This window comes from Pantoea sp. MBD-2R (assembly GCF_039134845.1).
Lineage (GTDB): Bacteria > Pseudomonadota > Gammaproteobacteria > Enterobacterales > Enterobacteriaceae > Erwinia.
In genome coordinates this window covers 4368246-4392996 of record NZ_CP152417.1, presented here as the reverse complement: position 1 = coordinate 4392996, position 24751 = coordinate 4368246, and the positions used below count along the sequence as shown (strand labels likewise).

The 24751-nt window shown below is 53.4% G+C and carries 22 protein-coding genes; 12 read left to right on the top strand and 10 right to left on the bottom strand.

The genetic code is table 11. The features are described 5' to 3' along the window. The first annotated feature begins 107 nt into the window (after window positions 1-107). Together AAGQ96_RS20260 and AAGQ96_RS20255 are read left to right on the top strand one after the other, a co-directional pair. Complete coding sequence (locus AAGQ96_RS20260; protein ID WP_147200201.1) at window positions 108-878, top strand: class II aldolase/adducin family protein; 771 nt, start codon at window positions 108-110, stop codon at window positions 876-878. Between the two features lie 14 nt (window positions 879-892). After that, the gene (locus AAGQ96_RS20255; protein WP_342754421.1) at window positions 893-1846 is read left to right on the top strand and encodes an ABC transporter substrate-binding protein; all 954 of its coding nucleotides are present in this window, start codon (window positions 893-895) and stop codon (window positions 1844-1846) included. 42 nt (window positions 1847-1888) lie between these two features. Here AAGQ96_RS20255 and AAGQ96_RS20250 read toward each other — a convergent pair whose 3' ends face one another. Next, window positions 1889-2953, bottom strand: coding sequence for an AI-2E family transporter (locus tag AAGQ96_RS20250; RefSeq protein ID WP_342754420.1), 1065 nt, complete (start codon window positions 2951-2953; stop codon window positions 1889-1891). Between the two features lie 232 nt (window positions 2954-3185). Here AAGQ96_RS20250 and AAGQ96_RS20245 point away from each other — a divergent pair, with 232 nt between their 5' ends. After that, the gene (locus AAGQ96_RS20245; protein ID WP_147200198.1) at window positions 3186-4394 is read left to right on the top strand and encodes an MFS transporter; all 1209 of its coding nucleotides are present in this window, start codon (window positions 3186-3188) and stop codon (window positions 4392-4394) included. A 110-nt stretch (window positions 4395-4504) separates the two neighbouring features. Here AAGQ96_RS20245 and AAGQ96_RS20240 read toward each other — a convergent pair whose 3' ends face one another. Further along, complete coding sequence (locus AAGQ96_RS20240; RefSeq protein ID WP_342754419.1) at window positions 4505-5320, bottom strand: TIM barrel protein; 816 nt, start codon at window positions 5318-5320, stop codon at window positions 4505-4507. A gap of 487 nt (window positions 5321-5807) precedes the next feature. Between AAGQ96_RS20240 and AAGQ96_RS20235 the strand changes: the two genes are divergently transcribed. Further along, a complete protein-coding gene (locus AAGQ96_RS20235; RefSeq protein ID WP_342754418.1) occupies window positions 5808-7313 on the top strand; it encodes a CoA-acylating methylmalonate-semialdehyde dehydrogenase in 1506 nt (501 codons plus the stop codon). A 39-nt stretch (window positions 7314-7352) separates the two neighbouring features. Continuing rightward, window positions 7353-8171 carry a 5-deoxy-glucuronate isomerase gene (gene iolB, locus AAGQ96_RS20230; RefSeq protein ID WP_147200195.1) on the top strand — a complete coding sequence of 273 codons (819 nt, stop codon included), beginning with the start codon at window positions 7353-7355 and terminating at the stop codon, window positions 8169-8171. Between the two features lie 89 nt (window positions 8172-8260). Here the strand turns inward: iolB and AAGQ96_RS20225 are convergent, their stop codons facing one another. Together AAGQ96_RS20225 and iolC are read right to left on the bottom strand one after the other, a co-directional pair. Then, window positions 8261-9100, bottom strand: a complete 840-nt coding sequence (locus tag AAGQ96_RS20225) for a MurR/RpiR family transcriptional regulator (protein ID WP_147200194.1) — start codon at window positions 9098-9100, stop codon at window positions 8261-8263. 228 nt (window positions 9101-9328) lie between these two features. Continuing rightward, the gene (gene iolC, locus AAGQ96_RS20220) at window positions 9329-11248 is read right to left on the bottom strand and encodes a 5-dehydro-2-deoxygluconokinase (protein ID WP_147200193.1); all 1920 of its coding nucleotides are present in this window, start codon (window positions 11246-11248) and stop codon (window positions 9329-9331) included. 532 nt (window positions 11249-11780) lie between these two features. Here iolC and iolD point away from each other — a divergent pair. From iolD to iolE, 4 genes are all read left to right on the top strand, one after another. Further along, window positions 11781-13721: a 3D-(3,5/4)-trihydroxycyclohexane-1,2-dione acylhydrolase (decyclizing) gene (gene iolD, locus AAGQ96_RS20215; protein WP_342754417.1), complete on the top strand. Its 1941-nt coding sequence runs from the start codon at window positions 11781-11783 to the stop codon at window positions 13719-13721. An 84-nt stretch (window positions 13722-13805) separates the two neighbouring features. Then, window positions 13806-14819, top strand: a complete 1014-nt coding sequence (locus tag AAGQ96_RS20210; protein ID WP_147200191.1) for a Gfo/Idh/MocA family oxidoreductase — start codon at window positions 13806-13808, stop codon at window positions 14817-14819. 60 nt (window positions 14820-14879) lie between these two features. Beyond that, window positions 14880-15764: a sugar phosphate isomerase/epimerase family protein gene (locus tag AAGQ96_RS20205; RefSeq protein WP_147200190.1), complete on the top strand. Its 885-nt coding sequence runs from the start codon at window positions 14880-14882 to the stop codon at window positions 15762-15764. A 43-nt stretch (window positions 15765-15807) separates the two neighbouring features. Continuing rightward, window positions 15808-16704 (top strand): myo-inosose-2 dehydratase, encoded by an 897-nt coding sequence (gene iolE, locus AAGQ96_RS20200; RefSeq protein ID WP_147200189.1) that lies wholly within the window; start codon window positions 15808-15810, stop codon window positions 16702-16704. Window positions 16705-16820: 116 nt separating this feature from the next. On the opposite strand, the gene AAGQ96_RS20195 is transcribed toward iolE, so the two are convergent. Together AAGQ96_RS20195 and AAGQ96_RS20190 are read right to left on the bottom strand one after the other, a co-directional pair. Beyond that, window positions 16821-17378: a DcrB family lipoprotein gene (locus AAGQ96_RS20195; protein WP_147200697.1), complete on the bottom strand. Its 558-nt coding sequence runs from the start codon at window positions 17376-17378 to the stop codon at window positions 16821-16823. Window positions 17379-17473: 95 nt separating this feature from the next. Continuing rightward, window positions 17474-18139: a 7-cyano-7-deazaguanine/7-aminomethyl-7-deazaguanine transporter gene (locus AAGQ96_RS20190; protein WP_147200696.1), complete on the bottom strand. Its 666-nt coding sequence runs from the start codon at window positions 18137-18139 to the stop codon at window positions 17474-17476. 194 nt (window positions 18140-18333) lie between these two features. Between AAGQ96_RS20190 and tusA the strand changes: the two genes are divergently transcribed. Continuing rightward, window positions 18334-18579, top strand: coding sequence for a sulfurtransferase TusA (gene tusA, locus AAGQ96_RS20185; RefSeq protein WP_147200188.1), 246 nt, complete (start codon window positions 18334-18336; stop codon window positions 18577-18579). Between the two features lie 38 nt (window positions 18580-18617). Here tusA and AAGQ96_RS20180 read toward each other — a convergent pair whose 3' ends face one another. Further along, the gene (locus AAGQ96_RS20180) at window positions 18618-20891 is read right to left on the bottom strand and encodes a zinc/cadmium/mercury/lead-transporting ATPase (RefSeq protein WP_342754416.1); all 2274 of its coding nucleotides are present in this window, start codon (window positions 20889-20891) and stop codon (window positions 18618-18620) included. Between the two features lie 89 nt (window positions 20892-20980). Beyond that, complete coding sequence (locus AAGQ96_RS20175; protein ID WP_147200186.1) at window positions 20981-21607, bottom strand: lysoplasmalogenase; 627 nt, start codon at window positions 21605-21607, stop codon at window positions 20981-20983. A gap of 151 nt (window positions 21608-21758) precedes the next feature. On the opposite strand from AAGQ96_RS20175, the gene AAGQ96_RS20170 reads away from it, so the two are divergent. Further along, a complete protein-coding gene (locus tag AAGQ96_RS20170) occupies window positions 21759-22109 on the top strand; it encodes a DUF2500 domain-containing protein (protein WP_342754415.1) in 351 nt (116 codons plus the stop codon). 86 nt (window positions 22110-22195) lie between these two features. On the opposite strand, the gene AAGQ96_RS20165 is transcribed toward AAGQ96_RS20170, so the two are convergent. Further along, window positions 22196-22465 (bottom strand): DUF1145 family protein, encoded by a 270-nt coding sequence (locus AAGQ96_RS20165; protein WP_342754414.1) that lies wholly within the window; start codon window positions 22463-22465, stop codon window positions 22196-22198. Further along, window positions 22455-23060 carry a 16S rRNA (guanine(966)-N(2))-methyltransferase gene (rsmD, locus tag AAGQ96_RS20160; RefSeq protein WP_147200183.1) on the bottom strand — a complete coding sequence of 202 codons (606 nt, stop codon included), beginning with the start codon at window positions 23058-23060 and terminating at the stop codon, window positions 22455-22457. The genes AAGQ96_RS20165 and rsmD overlap by 11 nt, the downstream gene beginning before the upstream one ends. Window positions 23061-23224: 164 nt before the next feature. Here rsmD and ftsY point away from each other — a divergent pair, with 164 nt between their 5' ends. Next, on the top strand, window positions 23225-24748 hold the full coding sequence (gene ftsY / locus AAGQ96_RS20155; RefSeq protein WP_342754413.1) for a signal recognition particle-docking protein FtsY: 1524 nt from the start codon (window positions 23225-23227) through the stop codon (window positions 24746-24748). The last annotated feature ends 3 nt before the right edge of the window (window positions 24749-24751 follow it).

Genomic DNA, 24751 nt, shown 5'->3' with positions numbered 1-24751 from the left:
TATGCAAATTATTGCCATATTCAGCATTTCCCCCGCCGTTTTCTTCTGTGTCAGGATGCCCTGCCGCGGACGGGTCCGCTCATCGCATTGCTAACTCAGGAGATCTTATGACTGTCGCGTCAGCATTACATCCTGCTCAATCTCTTCGCGCACGTATTACCGATGCCGAATGGCAAGCCCGCATCAAGCTGGCTCAGTGCTATCAGCTGGCGGCACGTCTGCGCTGGACCGATCATATCTATACTCATTTTTCGCTGAGGGTGCCCGGCGATAAGCCCCATTTCCTGATCAATGCCTATGGGCAAACTTTTGATGAAATCACGCCGGAAACGCTGGTCAAGATCGACCTGGAAGGGGAAATTATTGACGATCCTACCGGGCTGGGGATCAATCCGGCAGGGTATGTTATCCACAGTGCTATTCATCGCGCCCGACCAGAAACGCATGCGGTATTGCATACGCATACTGCTGCGGGCATTGGCGTAGCGGCGCAGAAAAATGGCCTGCTGATGATCTCCCAGCACAGCATGCGTTTCTACCAGCGACTGGGCTACCACGACTATGAAGGGATTGCGCTGGATCTTGATGAGCAGCAGCGAATTGTTGCCGATCTTGGCGATCGCAATGCGCTGATCCTGCGAAATCATGGCTTGCTAACCTGCGGCCGGGATTTGGAAGAGGCATTTTATAACCTTTATTACCTGGAACGATCTTGCGTAGCGCAACTGGCGGCACAAGCGGGCGGCGCAGAGCTGAATATCGTCCCTGACGCGGTTGCAGAAAAAGCAGCGCAGGTGTTTGATAACAGCATAAAAAATAAGAAATATCTGCTGCACTGGGACGCCTATATCCGTCAACTACAGCGTAACGCGCTATAAAAGAAGGGAACAGGATGATAGCGGTAAAAAAAGGGTTTTCGGCAGCACTACTGCTGTGCGTCGCTTTTGCGGCCAGCTGCGCAGACGATCTTGCCAAAGTGACGCTGGTATTAGGCGATCAGGCACGTAATTTGCGCTCGCTGGTAGAGGCTTCTGGCGTAATGAAAGATGCGCCTTATCAGTTTCGCTGGGCAAATTTTCAGGGTGCAGCACCTCTGTTTGAAGCCCAGAGAGCAGGGGCGGTAGATACTTCCTACGCGGGCGATTTGCCGGTGCTGATGGCGGCTTCCGGCGGCGTTGACCTTAAAATTATTGCGACTAACGTCGGCGACAGCGCAACAAATGGCCTAATCGTACCGGCGGACTCACCGATTCACAGCGTCAAAGAACTGGCGGGGAAAACGGTGGTGGTTTCATCGGCACGCGGCAGCATCTCTCAACACTTACTCTATGGCGCACTGGAAGAAGCGGGGCTCAAACGCGATGCAGTGGCGATTCGCTTTGTCCTGCCGACGGATGCCAGCGCGGCGTTCAACTCCGGACAGATCGCGGCGTGGGCTACTTTTGATCCCTATCTGGGCATTGCCGAACAGCATGGCGCTCGTTTGCTGCGGGACAGCAAAGGTTTGACGACTTCGCTCTCTTTCGTCACCGCCACGGAAAGCTCGCTTAAGGATCCACAAAAGCGGCTGGCCATTGCCGATTTTGCCCGCCGTCTGGCGAAAGCCCGCGCATGGGGAATTGCGCATCCTGATGAATATAATCAGGTTTACTCTTCGTTGACACGCTTATCTCCCGCAGAAGCAAAGCCGATAACCGCGCGAATTTCACACGGTATTCGTCCGATTACCACGGAGGATATTGCCAAAGTGCAGCAGGTTTCAGATCTGTTCTCCTCGTTAGCTATTTTACCTGGCAAGGTCAACGTGCAGGCCATTACGGATACCAGCGTTTTTGAAGCACGCTAATGTCAGGCGGAAGCGAACCCTACGGCTTGCTTCCGCGCTGATTCAGCGAGACGGTCTGTTCTTTTTTTTTGGTTTTGCAGGTCTGCCGTTGCCCAGCAGGATCGCCAGCTTGCTGCCGCCAGGGGTTGTTTCCATCAGGATTTTACACACGCTGGTCAGCGGCACTGAAAGCAGCATACCGACCGGACCCAGCAGCCATCCCCAAAAAATCAGCGAAAGAAACACCACCAGGCTGGAAAGCCCCAGGCCTTTACCCATCACCCGAGGTTCCAGCATATTGCCGAACACCATATGAATGGTGATAAACAGCGCGGCGATCAGGGTGGCATCGTAAACACCATTCAACAGCAGTGCCTGAAGGAAGGGCGGGATACCAGCGATGGCCGGGCCAATATTAGGAATGTAGTTAAGGATAAACGCCACCACGCCCCACAGCAGGGCAAACTTCACGTCCAGCAACATCAATACCAGCCAGACAGCGATCCCGGTAATCAGGCTAATTAACGTTTTCAGTGCCAGATAATGCGTCACGCCTTTCAACGCTTTATGCAGACCCGCGATGCGGATTTGAGGATTGACCAGCGCGAAACGCAGTTTATAGGGCAGGTGGTGCACCTCAAACAGCATAAAAATCACCGTCATCACCAGCAGCACCATACCGGCTAGCGCTCCAGAAAACTGACTTAATATCGTCGTCGCCATATCCATGATTGAGTTGGGATCGAGCCGCTCAGCAAGGCTGCTTGTCGAAAGATTGATGTGAAAAGGCGCGGCAAGATGTTGCACTATCGCAAGCTTTTGCGTCATCTGCGCCTGGAGCTGCGGATAAATAGCGGTGAACTCATCGACCGAGCCGGCAATCATGGCAATCAGCAATCCAAGCAAGACCAGGACGGCGAAAATGACCAAGCCGATAGCTAATCCACGCCGTACGCCACGCCGCATTAATATCGTCACCAGCGGATTTAAAACGATGGCCAGAAACAGCGCCAGTAAAAAGGGCACCAGAATCTCTGAAGCTGCTTTGATCCCTGCCAGAACGACCACCAGCGTGGCCATCTTCAGCAGCATATTCTGCCCCATCTTCTCCTGCTGCAGTTCGCTCATTCTCTCTCCTTCGCGGTTTCTGTGCTTAGTATAGCCTCCGCGCTTCGGTAACAGATTGATTTAAGGAAAGGTCTTAACGCTGGACGCGAGGAGGGCGTTTAACGCGGGGCCTGGGCAAAAATTGTCAACAGCCTCCCCGGCGCACGCTAAAACACCGCTTCACCGGCTGATGTTTTCCGTCAGAATCGGGTTATAGTAAAAATTCGGATGACTGTTAAAAGAGTAGTGCCTTATGCCTGAGCAACCTGCGTCGGAAGCGGTTCAAAGCGGTTTAGGCTTAAACCTGCGTATCATTTCCGTCGTAATTTTTAATTTTGCCAGCTACCTGACAATAGGCTTACCGCTGGCGGTACTTCCCGGCTATGTCCACGACGTCATGGGGTACAGCGCTTTTTGGGCGGGGTTGGTGGTCAGCCTGCAATATTTCTCTACTTTACTTAGCCGCCCGCATGCCGGACGCTTTGCCGATCTCTGGGGGCCGAAAAAAGTGGTGGTTGTCGGGCTATGCGGCTGTTTTCTTAGCGGACTTTTTTATGCGCTGGCCGCGTTTAGCGCCGGTGCGCCAGTGCTTAGCCTGGTGCTGTTATGTCTTGGCCGGATCATTCTTGGCGTCGGGCAAAGTTTCGCCGGCACCGGTGCAACCCTGTGGGGCGTAGGGGTAGTGGGTTCATTACATATAGGCAGGGTGATTTCCTGGAACGGAATATTTACCTACGGTGCAATGGCGATTGGTGCGCCGCTTGGCGTGGCAATCTACCGATGGGGCGGTCTGCTGCTGCTTGCTGCATTTGTCATCAGCATTGCGCTGTTGGCTATTGTGATGGCGCTTCCCCGCCCTGCGGTAAAAAGTGCGAAGGGCAAACAGCTGCCGTTTCGGGCGGTATTGGGACGCATCTGGCATTTCGGCATCATTCTGGCCATGGGATCGGCAGGATTTGGCGTCATTGCCACTTTTATTACGCTGTTTTATCAGGCAAAAGGATGGGAAGGCGCAGCATGGGCGCTGACGCTATTTAGCGGGGCATTTGTCGGCACGCGTCTGCTGTTTCCCAATGCAATCAACCGGCATGGTGGCCTTGTTGTCGCCATGGTGTGCTTCATCGTTGAGGCCACAGGGCTGTTCCTGGTTTGGGGAGCGGCAGACCCGTGGATGGCAAAGCTGGGCGCGCTCCTGACGGGCGCTGGTTTCTCGCTGGTTTTCCCGGCCATTGGCGTGGTGGCCGTGAAAACGGTTCCGCCACAAAATCAGGGCAGTGCGCTGGCAACCTATACGGCCTTTATGGATTTGTCATTGGGCATTACCGGACCGTTAGCCGGACTGGTTATGGGCTATTTTGGCGTTCCCGTCGTTTACCTGCTTAGCGGCCTGCTGGTTTGCATGGCGCTTTTGTTAACGTTAAAAATCCGACGCAATCAACCCCTGGATGAACGAGTGGCTTAAAACAGCCTCTTTTTATAAAAAGGGCGGCCGTAAAGGCCGCCAAAGACAACACAGATCCTGTTCAGGCGTTCGGGTAATAATTTGCCATTGCCATTGCTGGCTGGCGACAATCAGCCCTGCAAAATTTTAATGCTCTGGCGAATTTCCCGCTCAATGTCTGCTGTGTTCCAGCCGGCCATAACGGAAGAGAAAGGTTCAAAAGCATAAACGCCCTTGTAGCCCAACCGTTCCAAACGTTGAACCTGCGCGACGCTATTCAGTACGTCGCCGTCACTCAGCATGATGCGTTCTTCATCCGTCAGCTCGCTGGCCGGACGGGTATCTTCCACACCGGAAAGATGTACTAAGCCAATACCGTTAATATCAATGTTGTCTTCAAATTCTTCTTCCGCTTTTTCATAAAGATGATGGTGGAAGGTGTCCAGCACCAGGCGGAAAGGAACGTTAGCATCGCGGATTAATGCCTGAGTATGCACCGCAGAACGCAATGAACTGCATGGGAAACCGAGCGGTTCGACCAAACCTTCAATACCGTACTTTTCAAACAGCGGCGCCAGCTTTTTCATGGCGGCGATCGTTTCTTCCGCTGCCACTGGCGTACCGTCGTTCAGCGGACAAAGCACCAGGGCTTTTGCACCGGTTCCCTGCGCATCTTTCAGCAACGCTTCCGTTTTTTCCAGCAGCGCAGCGTCAGGCTGGTTAAAAGGATAAACCGCATTGATAGTCACGATCTCAAGCCCGTAGCGTTTTGCCAGCTCGCGAACTTCGTCATAACTCAACCCGTCGGTGACGTTACCGCTACGCATATCGTTACGCAGTTCAATTTTATTCAGGCCAAGGCCATGCACCAGCTGGAAAAATTCGCTGAGGCTGAGCGTCGGGGCAATTTTGCGGTTAATACAGAAACGGGTTGGATCGATAGCCATTTTGCTGCTCCTGCAAATCAGAAAAGGATCGGTGAGGCCGGTTTTAGCTGCCAGTCCGGTCAGTTCACCCTTAAGGCCCCTAAGAAAACATTTATTTCATAAATAATGAATTATGAAATTTAAATTTTTGGATCGCTCTCGCAAAATTTCGTTTCAGGGCATTAATTTTGTCTCGAAACCCACCGTTTCTCAACTGCCACTCTTTCCTTACTGACAGCTATGTTAAACAGGCTTTATTACCGCATACCGCGGCATGCACTGACTTAGCGCTTTTTAACCGAACAAAACACGCCTTATAAAAAGGAAGCCCAGCAAGAAAAGAAAATGCGATCTGTGCCGCTAAAAATGAATTTTCTAAAGTGAATTATTTGAAAAATTTATTCCAATATAATACTGTCTTTGCACGCATTCAGGAGTTATCCGGTCAGGCGATATGCCTTTAGCGGCGGTCGTCTGTAGGGAATACATACATCTAAGAGGCCAGAACATGACGATCACAGGTAATTTTATTGGCGGAAAAACCTCTCTGAGCGCCAGCAATGAAACGATCCCGGTTTACGATCCGGCTACCGGTAAACCCGTCCGTGAACTGACGCAAAGCACCGCAGATGAAGTAGCGAAAGCGATTGAAGTAGCCCATAACGCCTTCGAAGACTGGTCACGCACCTCGCCACTTCGTCGTGCTCGCGTGCTGTTCAATTTTAAAGCCCTGATGGAACAGCATCGGGACGAGCTGGCGGCGCTGATTGTTAGCGAACACGGGAAAGTCTGGTCAGACGCATTAGGCGAACTGACTCGCGGTCTGGAAGTCGTGGAATTTGCCTGTGGTATTCCTCATCTGATTAAGGGTGAAAACTCGGCCGATGTGGCAACCGGCGTGGACAGCTATTCGCTGATGCAGCCGCTGGGCGTCGTGGCGGGTATCACTCCGTTCAATTTCCCGGCGATGGTTCCCCTGTGGATGTTCCCTATTGCACTGGCCTGCGGCAATACCTTTGTACTCAAACCGCCTGCGCTCGATCCCTCAGCATCGGTACGCATGGCCGAACTCCTGACCGAAGCGGGCCTGCCGGACGGCGTCTTTAATGTTATTCACTGCTCTAACGACGATGCTGAGCAGCTGTATACCGATCCGCGTGTTCAGGCGGTAAGCTTTGTCGGTTCTTCTGGCGTGGCGGAGCATATTTATAAAACGGCCAGCGCTCACGGCAAACGAGTACAGGCTTTTGGCGCCGCGAAAAACCACGCCATTGTGATGCCGGATGCGGATCTCGACGCAACAGTAAACGCCATTATGGGCGGTGCTTTTGGATCGGCAGGCGAACGCTGCATGGCCTTGCCGGTTGTTGTCGCTGTAGGTGACGACACCGCAGATAAACTGATCGCAGCATTAACGCCGCTGGTCAAAGCGCTACGCGTGGGGCCGGGCATTCAAAAAGGCAACGAAGAAAATGAGATGGGGCCGGTTGTCTCTGCCGCACATCAGAAAAAAGTGCTGGGCTACATCGATAAAGGGGTGGAAGAAGGCGCGAAGCTGGTCGTTGATGGCCGTAACTTCGAGGTGCCAGGCCATGCCGAAGGCTACTATGTTGGCGGAACGCTGTTTGATAACGTCACGTCCGACATGGTTATCTGGCGCGAAGAAATCTTTGGCCCGGTGCTGAGCATCATGCGCGCACCGGACTACGCCAGCGCGCTGAAGCTGGTCAACAGCCATGAGTTTGGCAACGGCAGCGCCATTTTTACCAGCAACGGCCACACCGGACGCGATTTTGTGCGTGAAGTACAGGCGGGCATGGTGGGCGTCAACGTACCCGTTCCTGTGCCGATGGCATTCCACAGCTTTGGCGGCTGGAAACGTTCGGTCTTTGGTGCGCTAAACGTGCACGGACCGGATGGCGTACGCTTCTATACCCGAATGAAGACCGCCACCGTACGCTGGCCGAGTGGACAAAAAACCGTGTCTGAGTTCAGCATGCCAACGCTGGGCTAATGCATTCTTTTTTAAACGCATCGGACAAGGAGAAGCAGTATGTCACTGTTATCTAAAGTACAGCAGCCGGATGCGCAGGGGCGCATTCAGCATGTCACGCCAGAAAGCGCTAACTGGCGCTATGTAGGTTTTGACGCTTATCAGCTTAGTAAAGGAGAGACCTTAACGCTGGAAAGCGGCGATAAAGAACTGTGTCTGGTTCTGGTCGCCGGACTGGCCTCGGTAAAGACCCTTCACGCCGAGTTTCCTGATATTGGTAAGCGCATGTCGCCGTTTGAACGTACGCCGCCTTATTCCGTGTATGTTCCTCATCACGATAAGGTGGAAGTCCGTGCGGATTCCGATCTTGAACTGGCGGTGTGTAACGCGCCCGGTAAGGGCAACCTGCCTGCAAGACTGATCTCGCCTGGCGATGTTGGCGTGGAGAAGCGGGGTAAAGGGCGCAACAAACGGCTGGTGCACAATATTCTGCCGGACGATCGGCCTGCCGACAGTCTGCTGGTGGTGGAAGTTTATACCGACGAGGGCGATACCAGCTCTTATCCAAGCCATAAGCATGACCAGGAAAACTCAGAAACGGAAACTTACCTGGAAGAGACTTATTATCACCGCTTCTCGCCAGAACAGGGTTTTGCCATGCAGCGAGTGTATACCGACGACCGCTCGCTGGATGAATGCATGGCGGCCTATAACCGCGATGTGGTTACGGTGCCAAGGGGCTATCACCCGGTTGCGACACTTGCCGGTTACGACAACTATTATCTGAACGTAATGGCGGGTCCGGTCAGGAAGTGGAAATTCAGCTGGGAGAAAGATCACGCCTGGGTTAACAGCGAAGAATATCCACGTAAAGCTTAAAGTACGTTAAAAAACAAAAAAGGGTGACTACGGTCGCCCTTTTTTACGCGAGTACGGCCTGAAAAATAACAGGCGCTAACTCTGCTAAATCAAGACTGCGCGTTGTTAAGCGCCAGCGATACCGCGAGCGTTTGTGCAAGGCACAGCGAAGCAACCTGAGAACGGAAACCGTCAACCTGAGCTTCACGCACCACAAAGCAAACATCGCTGAAAGCCGCCAGCGGGCTAACCTGGCTGTCGGTAATGGCGATCAGCTGTGCACCGCGCTTCGCACCCAGCTCGACCAGTTCCACGGCTTCACGTGCGTAGGGAGAATAGCTGATGGCAATCACCACATCTTTTGGGTTCACCATGCCCAACTGCTCGGTAAACATACCGCCAAGGCCGTCAATCAGGAAAGCCCGACGTTCCAAATGGCGCAGCGCATAAGTCAGGTAGGAGGCCACGCTGAATGAACGGCGCAGGCCAATAATATAAATATTCTCTGCCTGCGCCAGCAGTTCGACGGCTTTATCAAGCTGCTCTGGATTGGTTTGCATCGCCAGCTGCTGTAATGCCTGGGAATTGACCATAGTAAAAACATTAAGGATTTCAGCTGGATTCTCTGGTGGTGCAGCGGTCTCATCGGTGGAGGTCTGGCGGAACAGACGAGCGCGTTCGGTGTAATTAACGGTCTCTTCCATCAGATGCTGACGAAAAACCTGTTTCATTTCATTGAAGCCGCTAAAGCCGAATGCGTTAGAAAAACGGATTAGCGTGGAGGGGGGCACATCAGCCTGCTGCGCAATTGAGGCAACGGTATCAAAAGCAATGCTATTGCTGTTATCAAGAATATAGCGAGCCACCTGTTTCAGGCGCTTACTCAGAGTATCGTAGCGACGACGAATGTCATCCTGTAATAAAGAAAGCTGTGTTGGTGTAATAGTCATTACTCAGGCTCGCTAAAAATAAGTCATGTTGTTTCTCGGGTTATTCTACCAGATGAACAAAAAATTTCACTTGATAACGAAATTCAGCGGATCTATTTCATCGGGATATGAATTGAATCACAGAATAGCCTGGTACGATCGAAACAAATGGGAGATTTTATTTCGCAGGGAGAAATAAGGGGGGTGAATGTGAAAAGAATGGGGCGAATTAATCGCCCCCGAGCCGCATCATTTCGCCGGTCGCACCTCTCGCCAGTAACGAATGAGCCGCAGATAATTCTCTTTAACCTGATGAATTAATGCTTGATCATCCAGCTCACCCTGTAGCCACTGGCGTGATGGCTGACCAAAGATGGTACGGCCTACGGCAAATCCTTTCACCCACGGTGCTTTTGCTGCGGCGGCAAAACCAGCTTTCAGGACATCGACCGGCGCATCAAGGCCAAGTATCAAAATACCGCGACAGTGCGGATCCTGCTGCTCAATCAGCCCACTGATAGCCTGCCAGCTTTCCAGACTAAGCGGCGGCAGTTTCCACCAGTCTGGCTGAATGCCAAGCGAATAGAAGTGGCTCAGCATATCCAAATAATAAGACTCTTTTTTATCTGGATTGCTTTCAGGAAGAATGACTTCCAGCAGCAATTCGTGGCCGGTTTTATTACAGCCATTCCATACGTCCAGAATCAGATCGTCCTGCTCTTTGCGCAGTTCCGCACTGTCATGAGGATGGTAGAACACCAGACATTTCACTACGTGCTCTTGCGGCCAGTCGACCAGCTGCGAGCCGATGTTGCCATGTTCCAGGCGTAGCGGACGGGAGCTGGGCAGCTCAATGGGCCGGCCAATCCACCAACCTTTGCCGGTTATCGCATTCAGCGCGGGCTGCCCGTATGTTGTATCGGCCAGAATACCGCTTCGATGATCCAGCCCTGCTTCGCCGGCCGCTTCTTCCGCTGCACGCAGCAACAACGTTTTCAGTTCCGGCAGGCGAGCGGTATCAACACCCGCTTCACTGGCCATATCTGCCAGCTGTTTACGATGGTCGAAAGCGAAGACGCACAGCTCAGGCCATTGCTGTTTTCGAGTGGTGACGCGGTGCAGATGATTGAGATGACGGTCAAGATCGGGGCGCGTAACGTCTTTGTCGCGGCTCAGGAAATCATCCAGTTCGGCTTTTGTTGGCATGGCAGGCGCACAACCGTGGCGCGAAACGACCAGTGCACCACAGGCGTTAGCATAACGACAGGCCTGCTCCCAGCTTTCGTCGTTTAGCCAGCCACGTAACAGGCCAGACATGAAGGCATCACCGGCACCCAGCACGTTAAGCACTTCTACGCGCACGCCACTTTGCAGTTTCGTCTGCGCCCAGCTGTCCGGGATATCATTTTCCAGCACCACACAACCCAGCGCACCGCGCTTGCAAACCAGCGTCGCCTGAGTCGCCTGACGCACGTTTTTTAGTGCGGTAAGCGTATCCGTGCTGCCACCGGCGATATGAAATTCTTCTTCTGTGCCGACAACCAGATCGAAATAGTGCAAAACTTCCTGTAATTGCTCAGTCACATGCTGCGATTCGACAAAGCGTGTTTCGCCGTCGCCCAGCGAGGTCAGGCCCCACAGTACCGGACGATAATCGATATCCAGCGCGGTGCGTAAACCGTGACGTCGCGCGGTTTCCAGCGCCTTCAGTACGGCGGCACGCGTATCAGGATGAGAAAGGTGAGTACCGGTGACCGCAACAGCACGCGAAGAGGCAATATACTCTTCCTGAATATCATCAGGCGTCAGGCCCATATCGGCACAGTTATCGCGATAGAACACCAACGGGAAAGTATCCTGATCTTTGATCCCAAGGATCACTAAACCGGTCAGACGGGTTTTGTCGGTGATCAGATAGTCAGTATTCACACCCACACGCTGTAACTCTTCGCGTAAAAAACGGCCCATATGTTCATCGCCAACGCGAGCCAGCATGGCCGATTTCAACCCCTGAATTGCTGTGCCGTAAGCAACATTGCCGGATGAACCGCCAAGATATTTAGCAAAGGTGCTCATATCTTCCAGTCGGGATCCGATTTGCTGGCCATAAAGGTCGACGGCAATGCGCCCGATACAAATCACATCAAGCCGTTTCTGCGGTGTACTCATTCTGTTTTCCTTCTGTGATAAGCCCATTCAGCTGTGCTTTCGAGCGATCCTCCTGAACATGATGTCCTGGCTTGCGGATCTGGCATGAAAGTCAGTATGGAGAATAAAAATTTCAACTTCAATATAGAATGAAATTATTAGCCCAAAAGTGTGAGGTGGATAAAACTCTGGCTTGAGGCAACAAATTTACGGCCAGCCGGGTTAAAGGTCTCTCTTTTACGCAGGCATTTCGCGCCGATGAGATGCCAATCATCTTGTTGATATAAGAGAGATTTTTTTATTTACCAGGCGACATGCTCTCCACAGGGCAAATATGTCGGTTAGATCGCCTCTTCAGCACTCGTTACATCGCATTCTTTGATCTCTCTCGCAAAATGAAACGTTTCTTCTGTAATGGTGTTTAGTGAAAAAAAAATTTGTTTATAATCGCCTCACGTTTCACTTACAGCCGTCGCCTGTCACCGCAGTGGCGACTACTCAGGCGAACCGCGGTCGGCCTCTGGCCTGCCGCCGTACCGTGAAGGAAGAGCAAATGAGTAAGATCAGATTAACCACAGCACAGGCTCTGGTCAGATTCCTGGATAACCAGTATCTGTCGGTAGATGGCGTTGAAACCAAATTCGTAAAGGGAATTTTTGCCATTTTCGGCCATGGCAACGTGCTGGGGCTGGGCCAGGCGCTGGAACAGGATAGCGGCGACTTAGTGGTGCATCAGGGCCGCAACGAGCAGGGCATGGCGCACGCGGCAATCGGCTACGCCAAACAAAAATTACGCCGTGAAATTATTGCCTGCACCTCTTCCGTTGGGCCAGGTGCGGCAAATATGATTACCGCTGCGGGCACGGCCTCCGCCAACCGTATTCCGTTATTACTGTTGCCTGGCGATGTATTCGCTACCCGGCAGCCGGATCCGGTATTGCAGCAAATCGAGCAGAGCCACGATCTCAGCATCAGCACTAACGATGCTTTTCGTGCCGTCAGTAAATACTGGGATCGGATTAACCGGCCGGAACAGCTGATGACCGCCTGCATTAATGCGATGCGGGTGCTGACGGATCCGGCAGAAACCGGCGCGGTGACCCTTTCTCTGCCGCAGGATGTGCAGGGTGAAGCCTGGGATTACCCTGACTATTTCTTCCAGAAGCGTGTCCATCTGCTGGATCGTCGCCTGCCGACGGAAGCCCAGCTGGACGCAGCGTTGAAACTGATCGCAGGCAAGCGCAAGCCGTTGATCGTTTGCGGCGGCGGCGTGAAATACTCCGGCGCGGGCGATGCGCTACTGAAATTTGCGGAACGCTACCAGATTCCTTTTGCCGAAACTCAGGCCGGTAAAGGCACGATCCTCTCCGATCATCCTCTGAACGTAGGCGGCGTGGGTGAGACGGGCTGCCTGGCGGCGAACCTGCTGGCAAAAGAGGCCGATCTGGTGATTGGCATCGGCACCCGTTACACCGATTTTACGACGGCATCAAAATGGATTTTCCACAATCCGGACGTCAGCTATCTGAATATTAATGTCAGTAACTTTGATGCCTACAAGCTGGACGCCGTGCAGGTGGTAGCCGATGCGCGTGAGGCATTAACCGCGCTCGAAAACCGCCTGGCAGTGCATGATTTCGTTAGCGGCTGGGGTGAAAAAGTCGCCCAGGCGCAGAGCAAACTGCTGAAAGAAACGCAGCGCGTTTATCAGGCGGTTTACAGCAACGACGGCTTTATCCCGGAAATTGACGATCGTCTGGATCGTGAAGCGGTCTTTGCCGAATTTAATCGCCTGACCGACTCGTTCCTGACGCAGAGCAGCGTGCTGGGTACGCTAAATGAAAACCTCCCAAAGGACGCGGTGATCGTTGCGGCGGCAGGTAGTTTGCCCGGGGATCTCCAGCGCGTCTGGCGCAATAAAGATTACAACAGCTATCACGTGGAATATGGCTATTCGTGCATGGGTTATGAAGTGAATGCCTCACTGGGCGTTAAGCTGGCGGAGCCACACCGCGAGGTTTACACGCTGGTGGGGGATGGCTCTTTCATGATGCTGCATTCCGAACTGGTGACCTCCATTCAGGAGAGAGCGAAGATCAACGTGCTGCTGTTCGACAATATGACCAACGGCTGCATCAATAACCTGCAAATGGAACACGGCATGGACAGTTTTACCACCGAGTTCCGCTTTCGCAATGCCGAGGGCGGCAAGCTGGACGGCGGGTTTATTCCAATAGACTTTGCCGCCATTGCCGCGGGTTACGGCTGTAAAACCTGGCGAGTCACTACGCTTGAAGGGCTGAAGCAGGCGCTGATCGAAGCGCAGCTGTCGCCGGTATCAACGCTGATTGATATCAAAGTGCTGCCAAAAACCATGGTGCACAAATATTTCAGCTGGTGGCGAGTGGGCGGGGCGCAAGTTTCGCAATCAGAACGTGTTGATGCGGTCGCGCGCATGCTGAACGAGCATATCGACCAGGCTCGAAAATACTAATAATCCTTTTTAGATCTGACCTGAGCCGGGCTGAGTTTCTCAGCCCGGAGAACGCCCCTCACCCTACATTTGAACGGAGTAGTTATGACACTGAAACTTGGCGTTATCGGCACCGGTGCAATTGGACAAGAACATATTCGTCGCTGCAGCAAGGTATTGCAGGGGGCGACGGTTGTCGCTGTTTCCGATATCAACATTGAAGGCGCCAAAGGCATCGTCAGCCGGCTGGGGCTGGATGCTGAGGTTTATGCGAATGGCCATGATGTAATTCGCTCATCGGACGTAGATGCGCTGATTGTTACTTCATGGGATCCTACGCACGAAGAGTTTACGCTTGCTGCTATCGCCGCAGGCAAACCGGTGTTCTGTGAAAAGCCCCTGGCGTTGAGTGCCGAAGGGTGTCGTCGCATCGTTGACGCGGAAATTGCTCACGGCAAACGGCTGGTACAGGTGGGCTTTATGCGTCCTTACGATGCGGGTTATCGCGCGCTCAAGCAGGTTATTACCAACGGTGATATCGGCGAGCCGCTGATGCTGCACTGCGCTCACCGTAACCCAACCGTGCCGGAGAGCTACACCACCGATATGGCGATCACCAACACGTTGATCCACGAGCTGGATGTGCTGCGCTGGCTGACCGAAGATGACTATAAAAGTGTGCAGGTGGTGTTCCCACGCTCAACCAAAAATTCCCATGCGAAGCTGCGTGACCCACAAATTGTTCTTTTTGAAACGCAGAAAGGCACCCGTATCGACGTCGAAATTTTCGTTAACTGCGCTTACGGCTACGACATTCAGTGCGAAGTGGTAGGCGAAACGGGCATTGCGAAGCTGCCGGAGCCGGCATCGGTACAAATGCGTAAAGATGCGAAGCTGGCGACCACCATTTTGACTGACTGGAAAGACCGTTTTATTGATGCTTATGACGTTGAGCTGCAGGCATTCATCAACGATGCCTCAGCAGGTCAGCTGCAGGGGCCTTCCGCCTGGGATGGGTATGCTGCTTCCGTTGCTGCAGATGCCTGTCTGAAAGCGCAGGAAAGTGGAGCCATCGAGCCGGTTGAGCTGCCACCACGCCCGGCGTTTTATAACAAATAGCGCTTACCTTTCCTCCGGCATGTCCGGAGGAGAACCGAACAGACTAGCAGGGAGATATCGATGAAAATCGCCTTTGATGTGGATGTCATTAAAGATTTGGGGATCACCAAAATGGTCCACCAGGTTGCCGACTGGGGCTACAAATATATTGAACAGTCGCCGCATCCGCAGATCAATCCGTTCTATAAGCATCCTAAGGCCAGTCGGGAAATCATCACCGAGTATAAAAACGCGCTGCGTGAAACCGGGCTGGAAATCTCCTCTTTTATCGTGGTGTATCGCTGGTCAGGCCCGGATGAAGCACGGCGTCAGGCCGCTGTGCGCAACTGGAAACGCATGATAGAAATTGCGGTAGAAACTGGTGTGCAGGTAATCAATACCGAGCTGTCCGGCACGCCTAACGAGCCTGAAATCTGTGAAGAAATGTTTTATCGCTCAATGGAAGAGCTGTTACCCATCGTTGAACGTGAAGGCATCCGCATCGAAATCCAGTCACATCCGTGGGATTTTTGCGAAGAAAACAACGAAACCGCCGACCTGGTGAAATCCTTTCGCAGCGACAATGTGAAGTATCTGTACAGCATCCCTCACACCTTCTTTTATGACAAAGGTAAAGGGGATGTGAAAAGCATGCTGGAGTATGCCGGTGCCGATCTGTCTCACGTACTGGTCGCCGATACCATGAACCATACCAAGCATTGTCGCTATATCGTCAATCCACCGGGTGTGGATGCCACCATCCATCAGCACGTAGGCGTAGGCGAGGGCGAAGTAGATTTCGATACGTTGTTCCAGACACTGCGTGAGATGGATTTTGCCAACCGTACCTGGAAAGTAGGTGGTGAGTCGATTATCGCCTCTTCGCTGTTTGGTTATCCGGAAAAAATGAAATATCAGGCAGTGGAAACGCGGGAACTGATTGAGCGCGAGCTGCTGAACCGCTAATGTCGGGCGGCCTTGCCGCCTTATCGACCTCTGAGGCAACACCATGAATAAAGATAACGTTAAGCTGGCCATCGCGCCGATCGGCTGGACCAACGATGATATGCCCGAACTGGGCTCAGAAAATACCTTCCAGCAGATTGTCAGTGAAATGGCGCTGGCAGGTTTCACCGGCAGTGAGGTTGGCAGTAAATATCCGCGCGATCCGGCAGTATTAAAGCCAATGCTGGAAATTCGGGGGATTCAAATCTGCAACGCCTGGTTCAGTACTTTTTTTGCCAACGGCGATAAAGCAAAAACCATTGATGAATTTATCAATCATCGTGATTTTCTGCATGCGATGGGAGCGAAGGTCATAGGCTGTTCTGAGCAGAGCAAAAGCATTCAGGGAACTGCGCTGGCGGTGCTGGAGGAAAAACCTCATTTCACCGATGATGAGTGGCGGCTGACGGCAGAAGGCTATAACGAACTGGCCGTGCTTGCCGCAGAAAAAGGCATGCAGGTTTGTTTGCATCACCATATGGGCACTGGCATTCAGACAGCTGAAGAGATTGACCGCTTTATGTCACTGACCAATGACAATGTTTATCTGCTGTTCGATACCGGCCACGCCTACTATTCCGAAGGCAGCGAAGCACAAATGCTGGCCATTCTGGAAAAATATCTGCCACGTATTAACCACGTGCATCTGAAAGATGTACGCGATGACATCGTGGCGCAGGTAAAAAGCCAGAAGCTCTCTTTTCTCGACGGCGTGAAAAAAGGCACCTTTACCGTACCCGGAGATGGCGTTATTGATTTTGCGCCAGTATTCAAAATCCTCGACGAATCAGGCTACAAAGGCTGGATGGTGGTGGAAGCCGAGCAGGATCCGGCGCTGGCGAACCCTTTTGAATACGCAGTGAAGGCCAGAAAATATATTCGTGAGCACGCGGGTCTGTAACGACTCATACCCTGTAGCAACCGGTGAACAGCTGAAAATAAAAAGCCCCTGGCTTAATCAAGCGCAGGGGCTTTTTGCTATCGCTTCTGAACCAGGAGTTCTGAGTCAGCCAGCCGTTATTTCAGAACGATAGTATTGATGATGTTCTCTGCCTCAGTCTGCGACTGCTGCTGATTATCGGCTGGCAGCGTGATTTGCAGCGTCAGCAGTTTGCCATCGACTTTCGCCAGTACCACGGATGACCATGAAGACTGGCTCTTCGCTGAAATCACGGTATCCAGCTGCTGCGCCTGCTGGCCTTTCAGTTCAATCGATTTATTGGTGACAACCTGCAACTGTGGATCGCGATTACGCTGCTGAGCTTCCAGGCGTTTAGCCATTACATCCAGGCCTTCAGTGGTTGCGTCGCCTTCAATGACAATAATCGCTTTCTGACCCGACGCGTCGGCGTAGACGTGCATATTATTAGCCTGAGTACCCAGCTTGCCGCTCTGATCGGACATGCCCGCTGGCAGCGAGAAGCTGAGTTTGCCATCCAGCAGGGTAACGGTCTGGCTGCTTTGACTGCTGCTGACGCCGTTATCATCGGCTGCGGCTTTTTCATCTTTGCCGTCGCAGGCGGTCAGACCGACCACCAGTAAACCAATGCCGGCATATTTCAGTAAGTTACGCATCATGATCCCTTTTACGTTAAGTGTGCTCTGTTCAGCCACTCATACAATAGTAATCAGTTGGCAAAAGCAACCGACACTCTGTGACAGAATGCAGCTTAGCCGAAGTTAACCTGAGCGCCAGAGGATTTTTCCGTTAAGCGTTTGAGCGTGGCGTTTAACAGCACGCCATAGGCGGGCAGGAAGAAAACCATGCAGATAAGCACTTTAAAGCTGTAGTCGACCATCGCGATCTCGACCCAGTTTTGCGCCATAAACGCATCGGGGCTCTTATAGAAAGCGATAAAGAAGAACGCCAGCGTATCGCTGATATTACCGAGAAACATGGCGGAAGCCGGCGCTATCCACCACTGCGGCAGCTTGCGCAGGCGATTAAAGACCTGCACATCCAGAATCTGCCCAAGCGCGTAAGCCATAAAGCTGGCGCAGGCGATACGGGCGACAAACAGGTTAACTTTTTCCAGCGCGGCAAACCCTTGCCATTCCCCCTGATAAAACAGCGCAGAAACGCCATAGGAGATAAACAGGGCGGGGATCATCACCGCAAGGATGATGCGACGGGCCAGCGGCGCGCCAAAAATCCGTACGGTTAAATCGGTTGCCAGGAAAATAAAGGGAAAGCTAAACGCGCCCCAGGTGGTATGCAGGCCAAAAACAGAGATCGGTAGCTGCACCAGATAATTACTGGAGGTAATGACCAGCAAATGAAAGAGCGACAGCCAGATCAACGCATGCGTGCGTTGACGTGAAGAGAATAAAATCATCATCTTACCTTTTTGAATATTGGGGTGAGGGAACCCAAAAAAAGAGATCTCGCCAGAGCGATTGCGCGGCATCTTACCGAATCAATCTGCTATTGCAATGGTTAATTTTAGCGCAAACGATACCGGCAGGTTGCTTGCACATACTAACGCTACGGGTAAAATGGCAGTAGTTTTCCCGTCAGAATGAGAGTCCTATGAGCGAGCCGTTCGCTAATCCCGATCAAACCCTTGATGCGCTTGGCCTGCGTTGTCCCGAGCCGGTGATGATGGTACGTAAAGCCGTACGCCATATGCAGGAAGGCGAAACGTTGCTGATCATCGCTGATGATCCGGCGACCACCCGCGATATTCCCGGCTTTTGCCGTTTTATGGAACATACGCTGGTGGCGCAGGCGACCACAGAGTTACCTTATCGCTACCTGCTGAAAAAAGGTCTTTAGGCGCACTGGCTGTTGGTGCCAGCGCGTCTCTTTTTGTTTCAGCGCTTGCTCAACAGCCGCAATGCGTTAGCGGTTACTAACGCCGTGGCCCCCGAATCCGCAAGTACCGCCAGCCATAAGCCGGTAATGCCAGCGAGGGTAGTAATCAGAAACAGCCCTTTTAGCCCCAACGCCAGAGCAATGTTTTGGCGAATATTGGCGTGCGTGGCACGTGCCAGCCGAATCATGGTTGCCAGACCTTGCAACCGGTTATGCGTTAGCGCGGCATCGGCCGTTTCAAGCGCCACATCGCTGCCGCTACCCATAGCAATGCCCACTGTCGCTGTCTTCATTGCCGGTGCGTCATTAATGCCGTCGCCGACCATCGCGACAGGTTGCTGCCGATTCATTTCGCTGATGGCTGCCACCTTGTCAGCCGGTAACAGACCTGCCCGGTAATCAATGGCCAGTTCGGCGGCAATCGCGGCGGCAGCCCTGGGATTATCACCGGTCAGCATCACCGTGCGGATATTCAGCGCCTGGAGTTCACGTAAGGCAGAAGCCGCATCCGCACGAAGCGTATCGCGCAATGCGAACAGCGCAACGGGTTGATCATCCTGTAACATCACCACCACCGTATTACCTGCGGATTCAAGCTCTGCAATCTGCTCCTGGTGTAAGTGAATCAGATTGCTATCCAGCCTGCCTGGGGAAAAAAGAAGGAGTGAGTGATCACCAACCGTTGCCGTCACGCCGCTTCCTGCCAACGCTTGTTGATCGGCGGCTGGCGGGATGCTCAGCTGCCGTTTTTCCGCCAGTGCGACAATAGCCCGGGCCAGCGGATGAGAAGAACCGCTCTCAACAGCAGCGGCTTTTGCCAGCAGATCTTCTTCGCTTTCGGCAGTCAGCGCGACAATGGCCGTTACCTGCGGTTTGCCTTCCGTCAGCGTGCCGGTTTTATCAAAAGCAAAGGTACGGACTGCATTCAGGTTTTCCAGCGCCGCTCCTCCTTTAATCAATACGCCGTGCCGACTGGCCGCCGCCAGGCCAGAGGTAATGGCCGCAGGCGTGGAAATCACCAGTGCGCATGGGCAGCCAATCAGCAGCAGCGTCAGACCTTTATAAATCCAGGTTTGCCAGTCGCCTGTAACCAACGGTGGAACAACGGCCACCAATAGCGCGAACGCCATAATCAGCGGCGTATAGATACGGCTGAAGCGATCGAGAAAACGTTCTACAGGCGCGCGGTGGCTGTCAGCGTCTTCAATTAAATGCAGAATACGGTCGATCGCACTGGCACCAGGTTCTGAGACGACCGACAGCCTCACCTGACGATCGACACTGAGGCTGCCCGCAGCGATAACCTCTCCCTGCTGATGCTCGACAGGAACCGACTCGCCGGTCAGCGCGCTTTCATCGAAGCTGGCAAAAGGGGAAACCAGACGCGCATCGGCTGGCAATCGGGCGCCGGGCGCGACCTCAATAATATCACCGGGTCGCAGCGCGCTCAGCGGCACCGTCTGGCGTTTATCGTCTTCAATGCGCAGCGCCTCTTCCGGTTTTAACGCCATCAGCGCCGTGACACCGCGTCGCGCGCGCCCGGCGGCATAGGATTCCAGCCGCTCACCCAGCATAAACAGCAGCAGTACCATGGCGGCTTCAGCCGTCGCACCGATAAATAACGCGCCGATGGCGGCCACGGTCATCAGCGTTTCAATCGCAAAAGGCGTTCCGCTACGCAGCAGGCGCAGTGCGGTGCGGGCAATCGGCCAGCATCCCACTAATGTGGTAAGGACAAAGGCGGCCTGTCCGGCGGGATGGCTGACGGACTCCAGCCCCCAGCTCATCAGCATCAGGGCGCACAGCAGCAGCAGAGTGCCGTTTTGCTTCAGGAAGCCAGGCGCGTTCTCGGCGGGCTGCATGTGGTCACTGCGTTTGAGGGTAAAGCCCGCTTTTCGCACCGCTTGTTCCACGCGCTCGCGAACGTCCTGGTGAGCATTCACTACCAGCTTTTCCGTAGCAAACATCACGCGAGCACGGGTAACTGCGTCAATCTGATTGACGGCATTTTCTATTTTCCGGGCGCAGGCCGGGCAATCCATTCCGCTTATCAGCCAGCTCCAGTCCGCTGCGGTGGCGGCTCTGTCGCTTTCCTCATCGGGAGAGCCGCCGGAACTGCATCCCGCTTCGCCACAGCAGCTCGTCTCCGTTTGAGCAGGCTGAACATGGAGAGAGGTAATTTTGCCAATAACCGGACGTGACGAGCTGCTACAGCCGTGCTGACCGATGGCGTGGCGATGGCCACAGGTGCATGAAGATGAGTGCTGATGCATGACGCCTCCAGATGAGAACGACGGGAAAGGCTCCCGTCGCTGCCATCTTACACTCTGGAGTGGACTCCAGAGTCAAGGCTGTTATGAGGTTAAAGGTAGAGCGAACGAACAATCATAAAGTGCCCGGCAAAGTAGCAGGCCGCCACGATGGCGCTGTCAGACGTAAAGCGCCGGCGATAGTGACTGACGAACCAGACGATATTTGCCAGCAGCAGCAACGAGGTGCCGACCATCAGCGAAAAACCGTAATCGGTTGGGCGGAAGAAATATTGTTCGGTCGTCAGCCATACCATCAGCAGCGTCATGCCGATAAATGTGCAGATTGGCCAGCGCAGATCGTCCAGCTTTGACCAGATCGTAGCGATGAGCGCGACCCCAATCACCAGCACGACCAATGGGATTGGCCAGAAGAACGTCAGCGTCATGTGGCTGGCGAAGCAAATAGTATAGAGCAGGTGCGAAAGGAAAAAGGCACCGATAGCGTAGAGCATGCGCCGGTTAGGCAATAACGTCAGCGCATCGCCAATAAGCGTGGCAAGTAAGCCAAACAGGATCAGGTAGTCCGTGGTTTGCAATACCGGTGCCTGCCACGCCCACGCCAGTAATAACAGCAGGGTAACGGGTTTAAACACCCAGCGCTGCCACTGCGGACCCCGATAGGAAGCGTCAACGTACAGCCAGCCGGAGAAAAATACTGCCAGAAATGACCAAAGCATAATGTGTCCCTTTGTTTTAGATGCAAAATTCCACAATTCTGAATCTAGTCTAGGTCAGGACTTTGCGATGTGACAATGGGACGGCTCTGGTTGTATTCTTTTCGGTCGTAGAAATGAATAGCCTTGTCCGGAGCAAAGGGAGCAGCAACTCATGAAGCCACCACTGATCTTTTTTATCACGCTGGCGATTATCGCCGTTTTAGCCACACGCCAGTTTATTAAGCAGCGTCAGGAGGTGGCAGTGAACGATGCCTCGCCGGTACGCTGCCTGCCCGTACAGGTCAAAGCCAAACGGGCGTCTCCGGCTTCTAACCGGCGTTCACGCCAGCGCGAAACAATCCCGGTAGAAGAGATGAAATATGAAGCCTGGTTTCATCCTCTCAATGGCGCGGGCGATTTCAAACTGGTGTTAAAAGCGCAGGATTATCAGCAAATAGAGCAGGGCGAGAAGGGCAAACTGAAGCTTCAGGGAACGCGGTTTATCTCTTTCCAAACGTTATAAGCTCGCCGAAAAAGGGCGGCCAGTGGCTACGCTTTTTCGGCTGGCTTTAGTATCAGGCTGGCAGCGCTGATGCGCCTGCTTCCAGCTTACTGTTTTGGAAAGTTCTTCTTTTGCCAGGCCAACAGCTCAAACACGCCAAAAAAGAAAATTTTGGTTTGCATCAGCGCGCTCAGTTTCGCGGCGCCTTTTGGCTGCGTGGCGCGCATCAGCACCAGCTGCAATCCGTGCATAATCACCATAAAGAACAGGGCAACGTTCACAAAATATTTCAGCGGCGCAGGGAATGGATGCACGATGTTGAGCAGTAAAAAGGCCCAGACGCCTACCATCAATAATCTTCCCAGATTAATCAGCATCGTTTTCTCTCTTATCAGCGGCATGACGATTATAAAGACGATAAGCGACCTGACCGGCAATTTTTTCCCGATGCAGCTGCCAGCTAACCGGCACGGGCGGCAGACCGTTTTCGACCTCGCTTTCCACGTAAATCAGCGCCTCATCGGCCAGCCAGCCCTGCGTTTCCAACAGCGTCAGCGTTTGCTCCAGCAGGCCTTTGCGAAACGGCGGATCGATAAAGACCAGGTCGTGCGGCGCGCCGGCCTGGGCCAGGAATTGCAAGGTGTTGGTATTCACCACCCGGCCAGATTTCGCACCGAGCGTCGCCAGGTTTTTTTCCAACTGTTGCGCAACGGGCCGTTCCAGCTCAAGCAGCGTGGCGGAACCCGCGTGTCGTGAAAGGGCTTCCAGGCCTAACGCACCGCTGCCGGCAAAGCAGTCCAGACATCGCGCGCCCTGAATATCAGGTGCCAGCCAGTTAAACAGTGTTTCACGTACGCGATCGGTTGTAGGACGAAGCCCGGTGCTGTCTGGCACCGGAAGTTTTCTGCCGCGCCACTGGCCGCCAATAATGCGGATTTGTCCAGCGCCGCCGCTGCGGGGTTTTTTATTCATGCAGCTTACTCTTCACAATTTGTTGCACAGTTTAACGCGCGATCCGGGCCGAGGAAACGTAAAAAGGGTGCTGTGTTGCGTTAGCAGGAAAGTGTTAGACTAGGGGATTAAGATGATTTTCAGAGACCTGACAGGTTTTTCCCCGCGAGGAGTGTGGTTGCACCATGGCAAAAAATAAAAAACGTGGCTTTTTTTCCTGGCTGGGATTAGGGCGTGAAGAAAAAACGCCTCAGGAAGAGGCCGAACCGTTACAGGAACAGCAAAGTGCTGCTGAATCGGATGCCGCCACGCCCGCTGAGCCAGAAACGCCTGCGGCAAAAGAGATCGTTGAGGTAACTGAAGCGGTTGCCCGTGAACAGGCCGTGCAACATCACGTTGCCGAGCCGGACGTCGTGCGTCCTGCTGAAACAGTGGATTTACCGCAGGATAATGCTGCATTTACGCCAGCGCCGGAAGAAGAACTGCTGCCGGAAGAAGTGGCAGAAGTGAAGCCGGAGCCGGAAGAAGAACTGCTGCCGGAAGAAGTGGCAGAAGTGAAGCCGGAGCCGAAAGAAGAACTGCTGCCGGAAGACGTGGCAGAAGTGAAGCCGGAGCCGGAAGAAGAACTGCTGCCGGAAGAAATCCTGCCGGAAGAACTGGAAGCCCTGGCGCTCGCAGCGGATGCCAGCGAAGCTGAACAGATCGAAGAAGAAGAGTCTGTTGCCGCTGCGCTGGTGAAGGTCGATCAGGCGAATGCCTCAGCGCAGGCCGAGCAGGAGCGTCCAACGAAAGAAGGTTTCTTCGCTCGCCTGAAGCGCAGCTTGGTCAAAACCCGTCAGAATTTAGGTTCAGGATTTATCGGCCTGTTCCGCGGTAAGAAAATTGACGACGAGCTGTTTGAAGAGCTGGAAGAGCAGCTGCTGATAGCGGACGTCGGTGTGGAAACGACCCGTCGCATTATCAATAACCTGACCGCGCAGGCGAGCCGCAAACAGCTGCGCGACGCCGAGGCGTTGTACGGCCTGTTGAAGCAGGAAATGTCAGAGATTCTGGCCAACGTTGACGAGCCGCTGGACGTCACCGGCAAAACGCCGTTTGTCATCCTGATGGTAGGCGTCAACGGCGTAGGCAAAACCACCACTATCGGTAAGCTGGCTCGTCAGTATCAGGCCGAGGGCAAATCGGTGATGCTGGCGGCGGGCGACACGTTCCGTGCCGCGGCGGTCGAACAGCTTCAGGTTTGGGGCGAGCGCAACAACATCCCGGTGATTGCTCAGCATACCGGTGCGGATTCCGCCTCGGTAATTTTTGATGCGATTCAGGCTGCCAAAGCGCGCAACGTTGACGTGCTGATTGCCGATACGGCTGGTCGTTTGCAGAATAAATCGCATCTGATGGAAGAGCTGAAAAAAATCACCCGCGTGATGAAAAAGCTCGACGACCAGGCACCGCATGAAGTGATGCTGACTATCGATGCCAGCACCGGACAGAATGCCATCAGCCAGACTCATCTGTTCCACGAGGCCGTTGGCCTGACAGGAATTACGCTAACCAAGCTGGACGGTACGGCTAAGGGCGGCGTTATCTTCTCCGTCGCCGATCGGTTCGGTATTCCTATCCGTTACATCGGCGTAGGCGAAGGAATTGAAGATTTACGTCAATTCAAGGCTGACGATTTTATTGAGGCACTATTTGCCCGAGAGGACTAATTT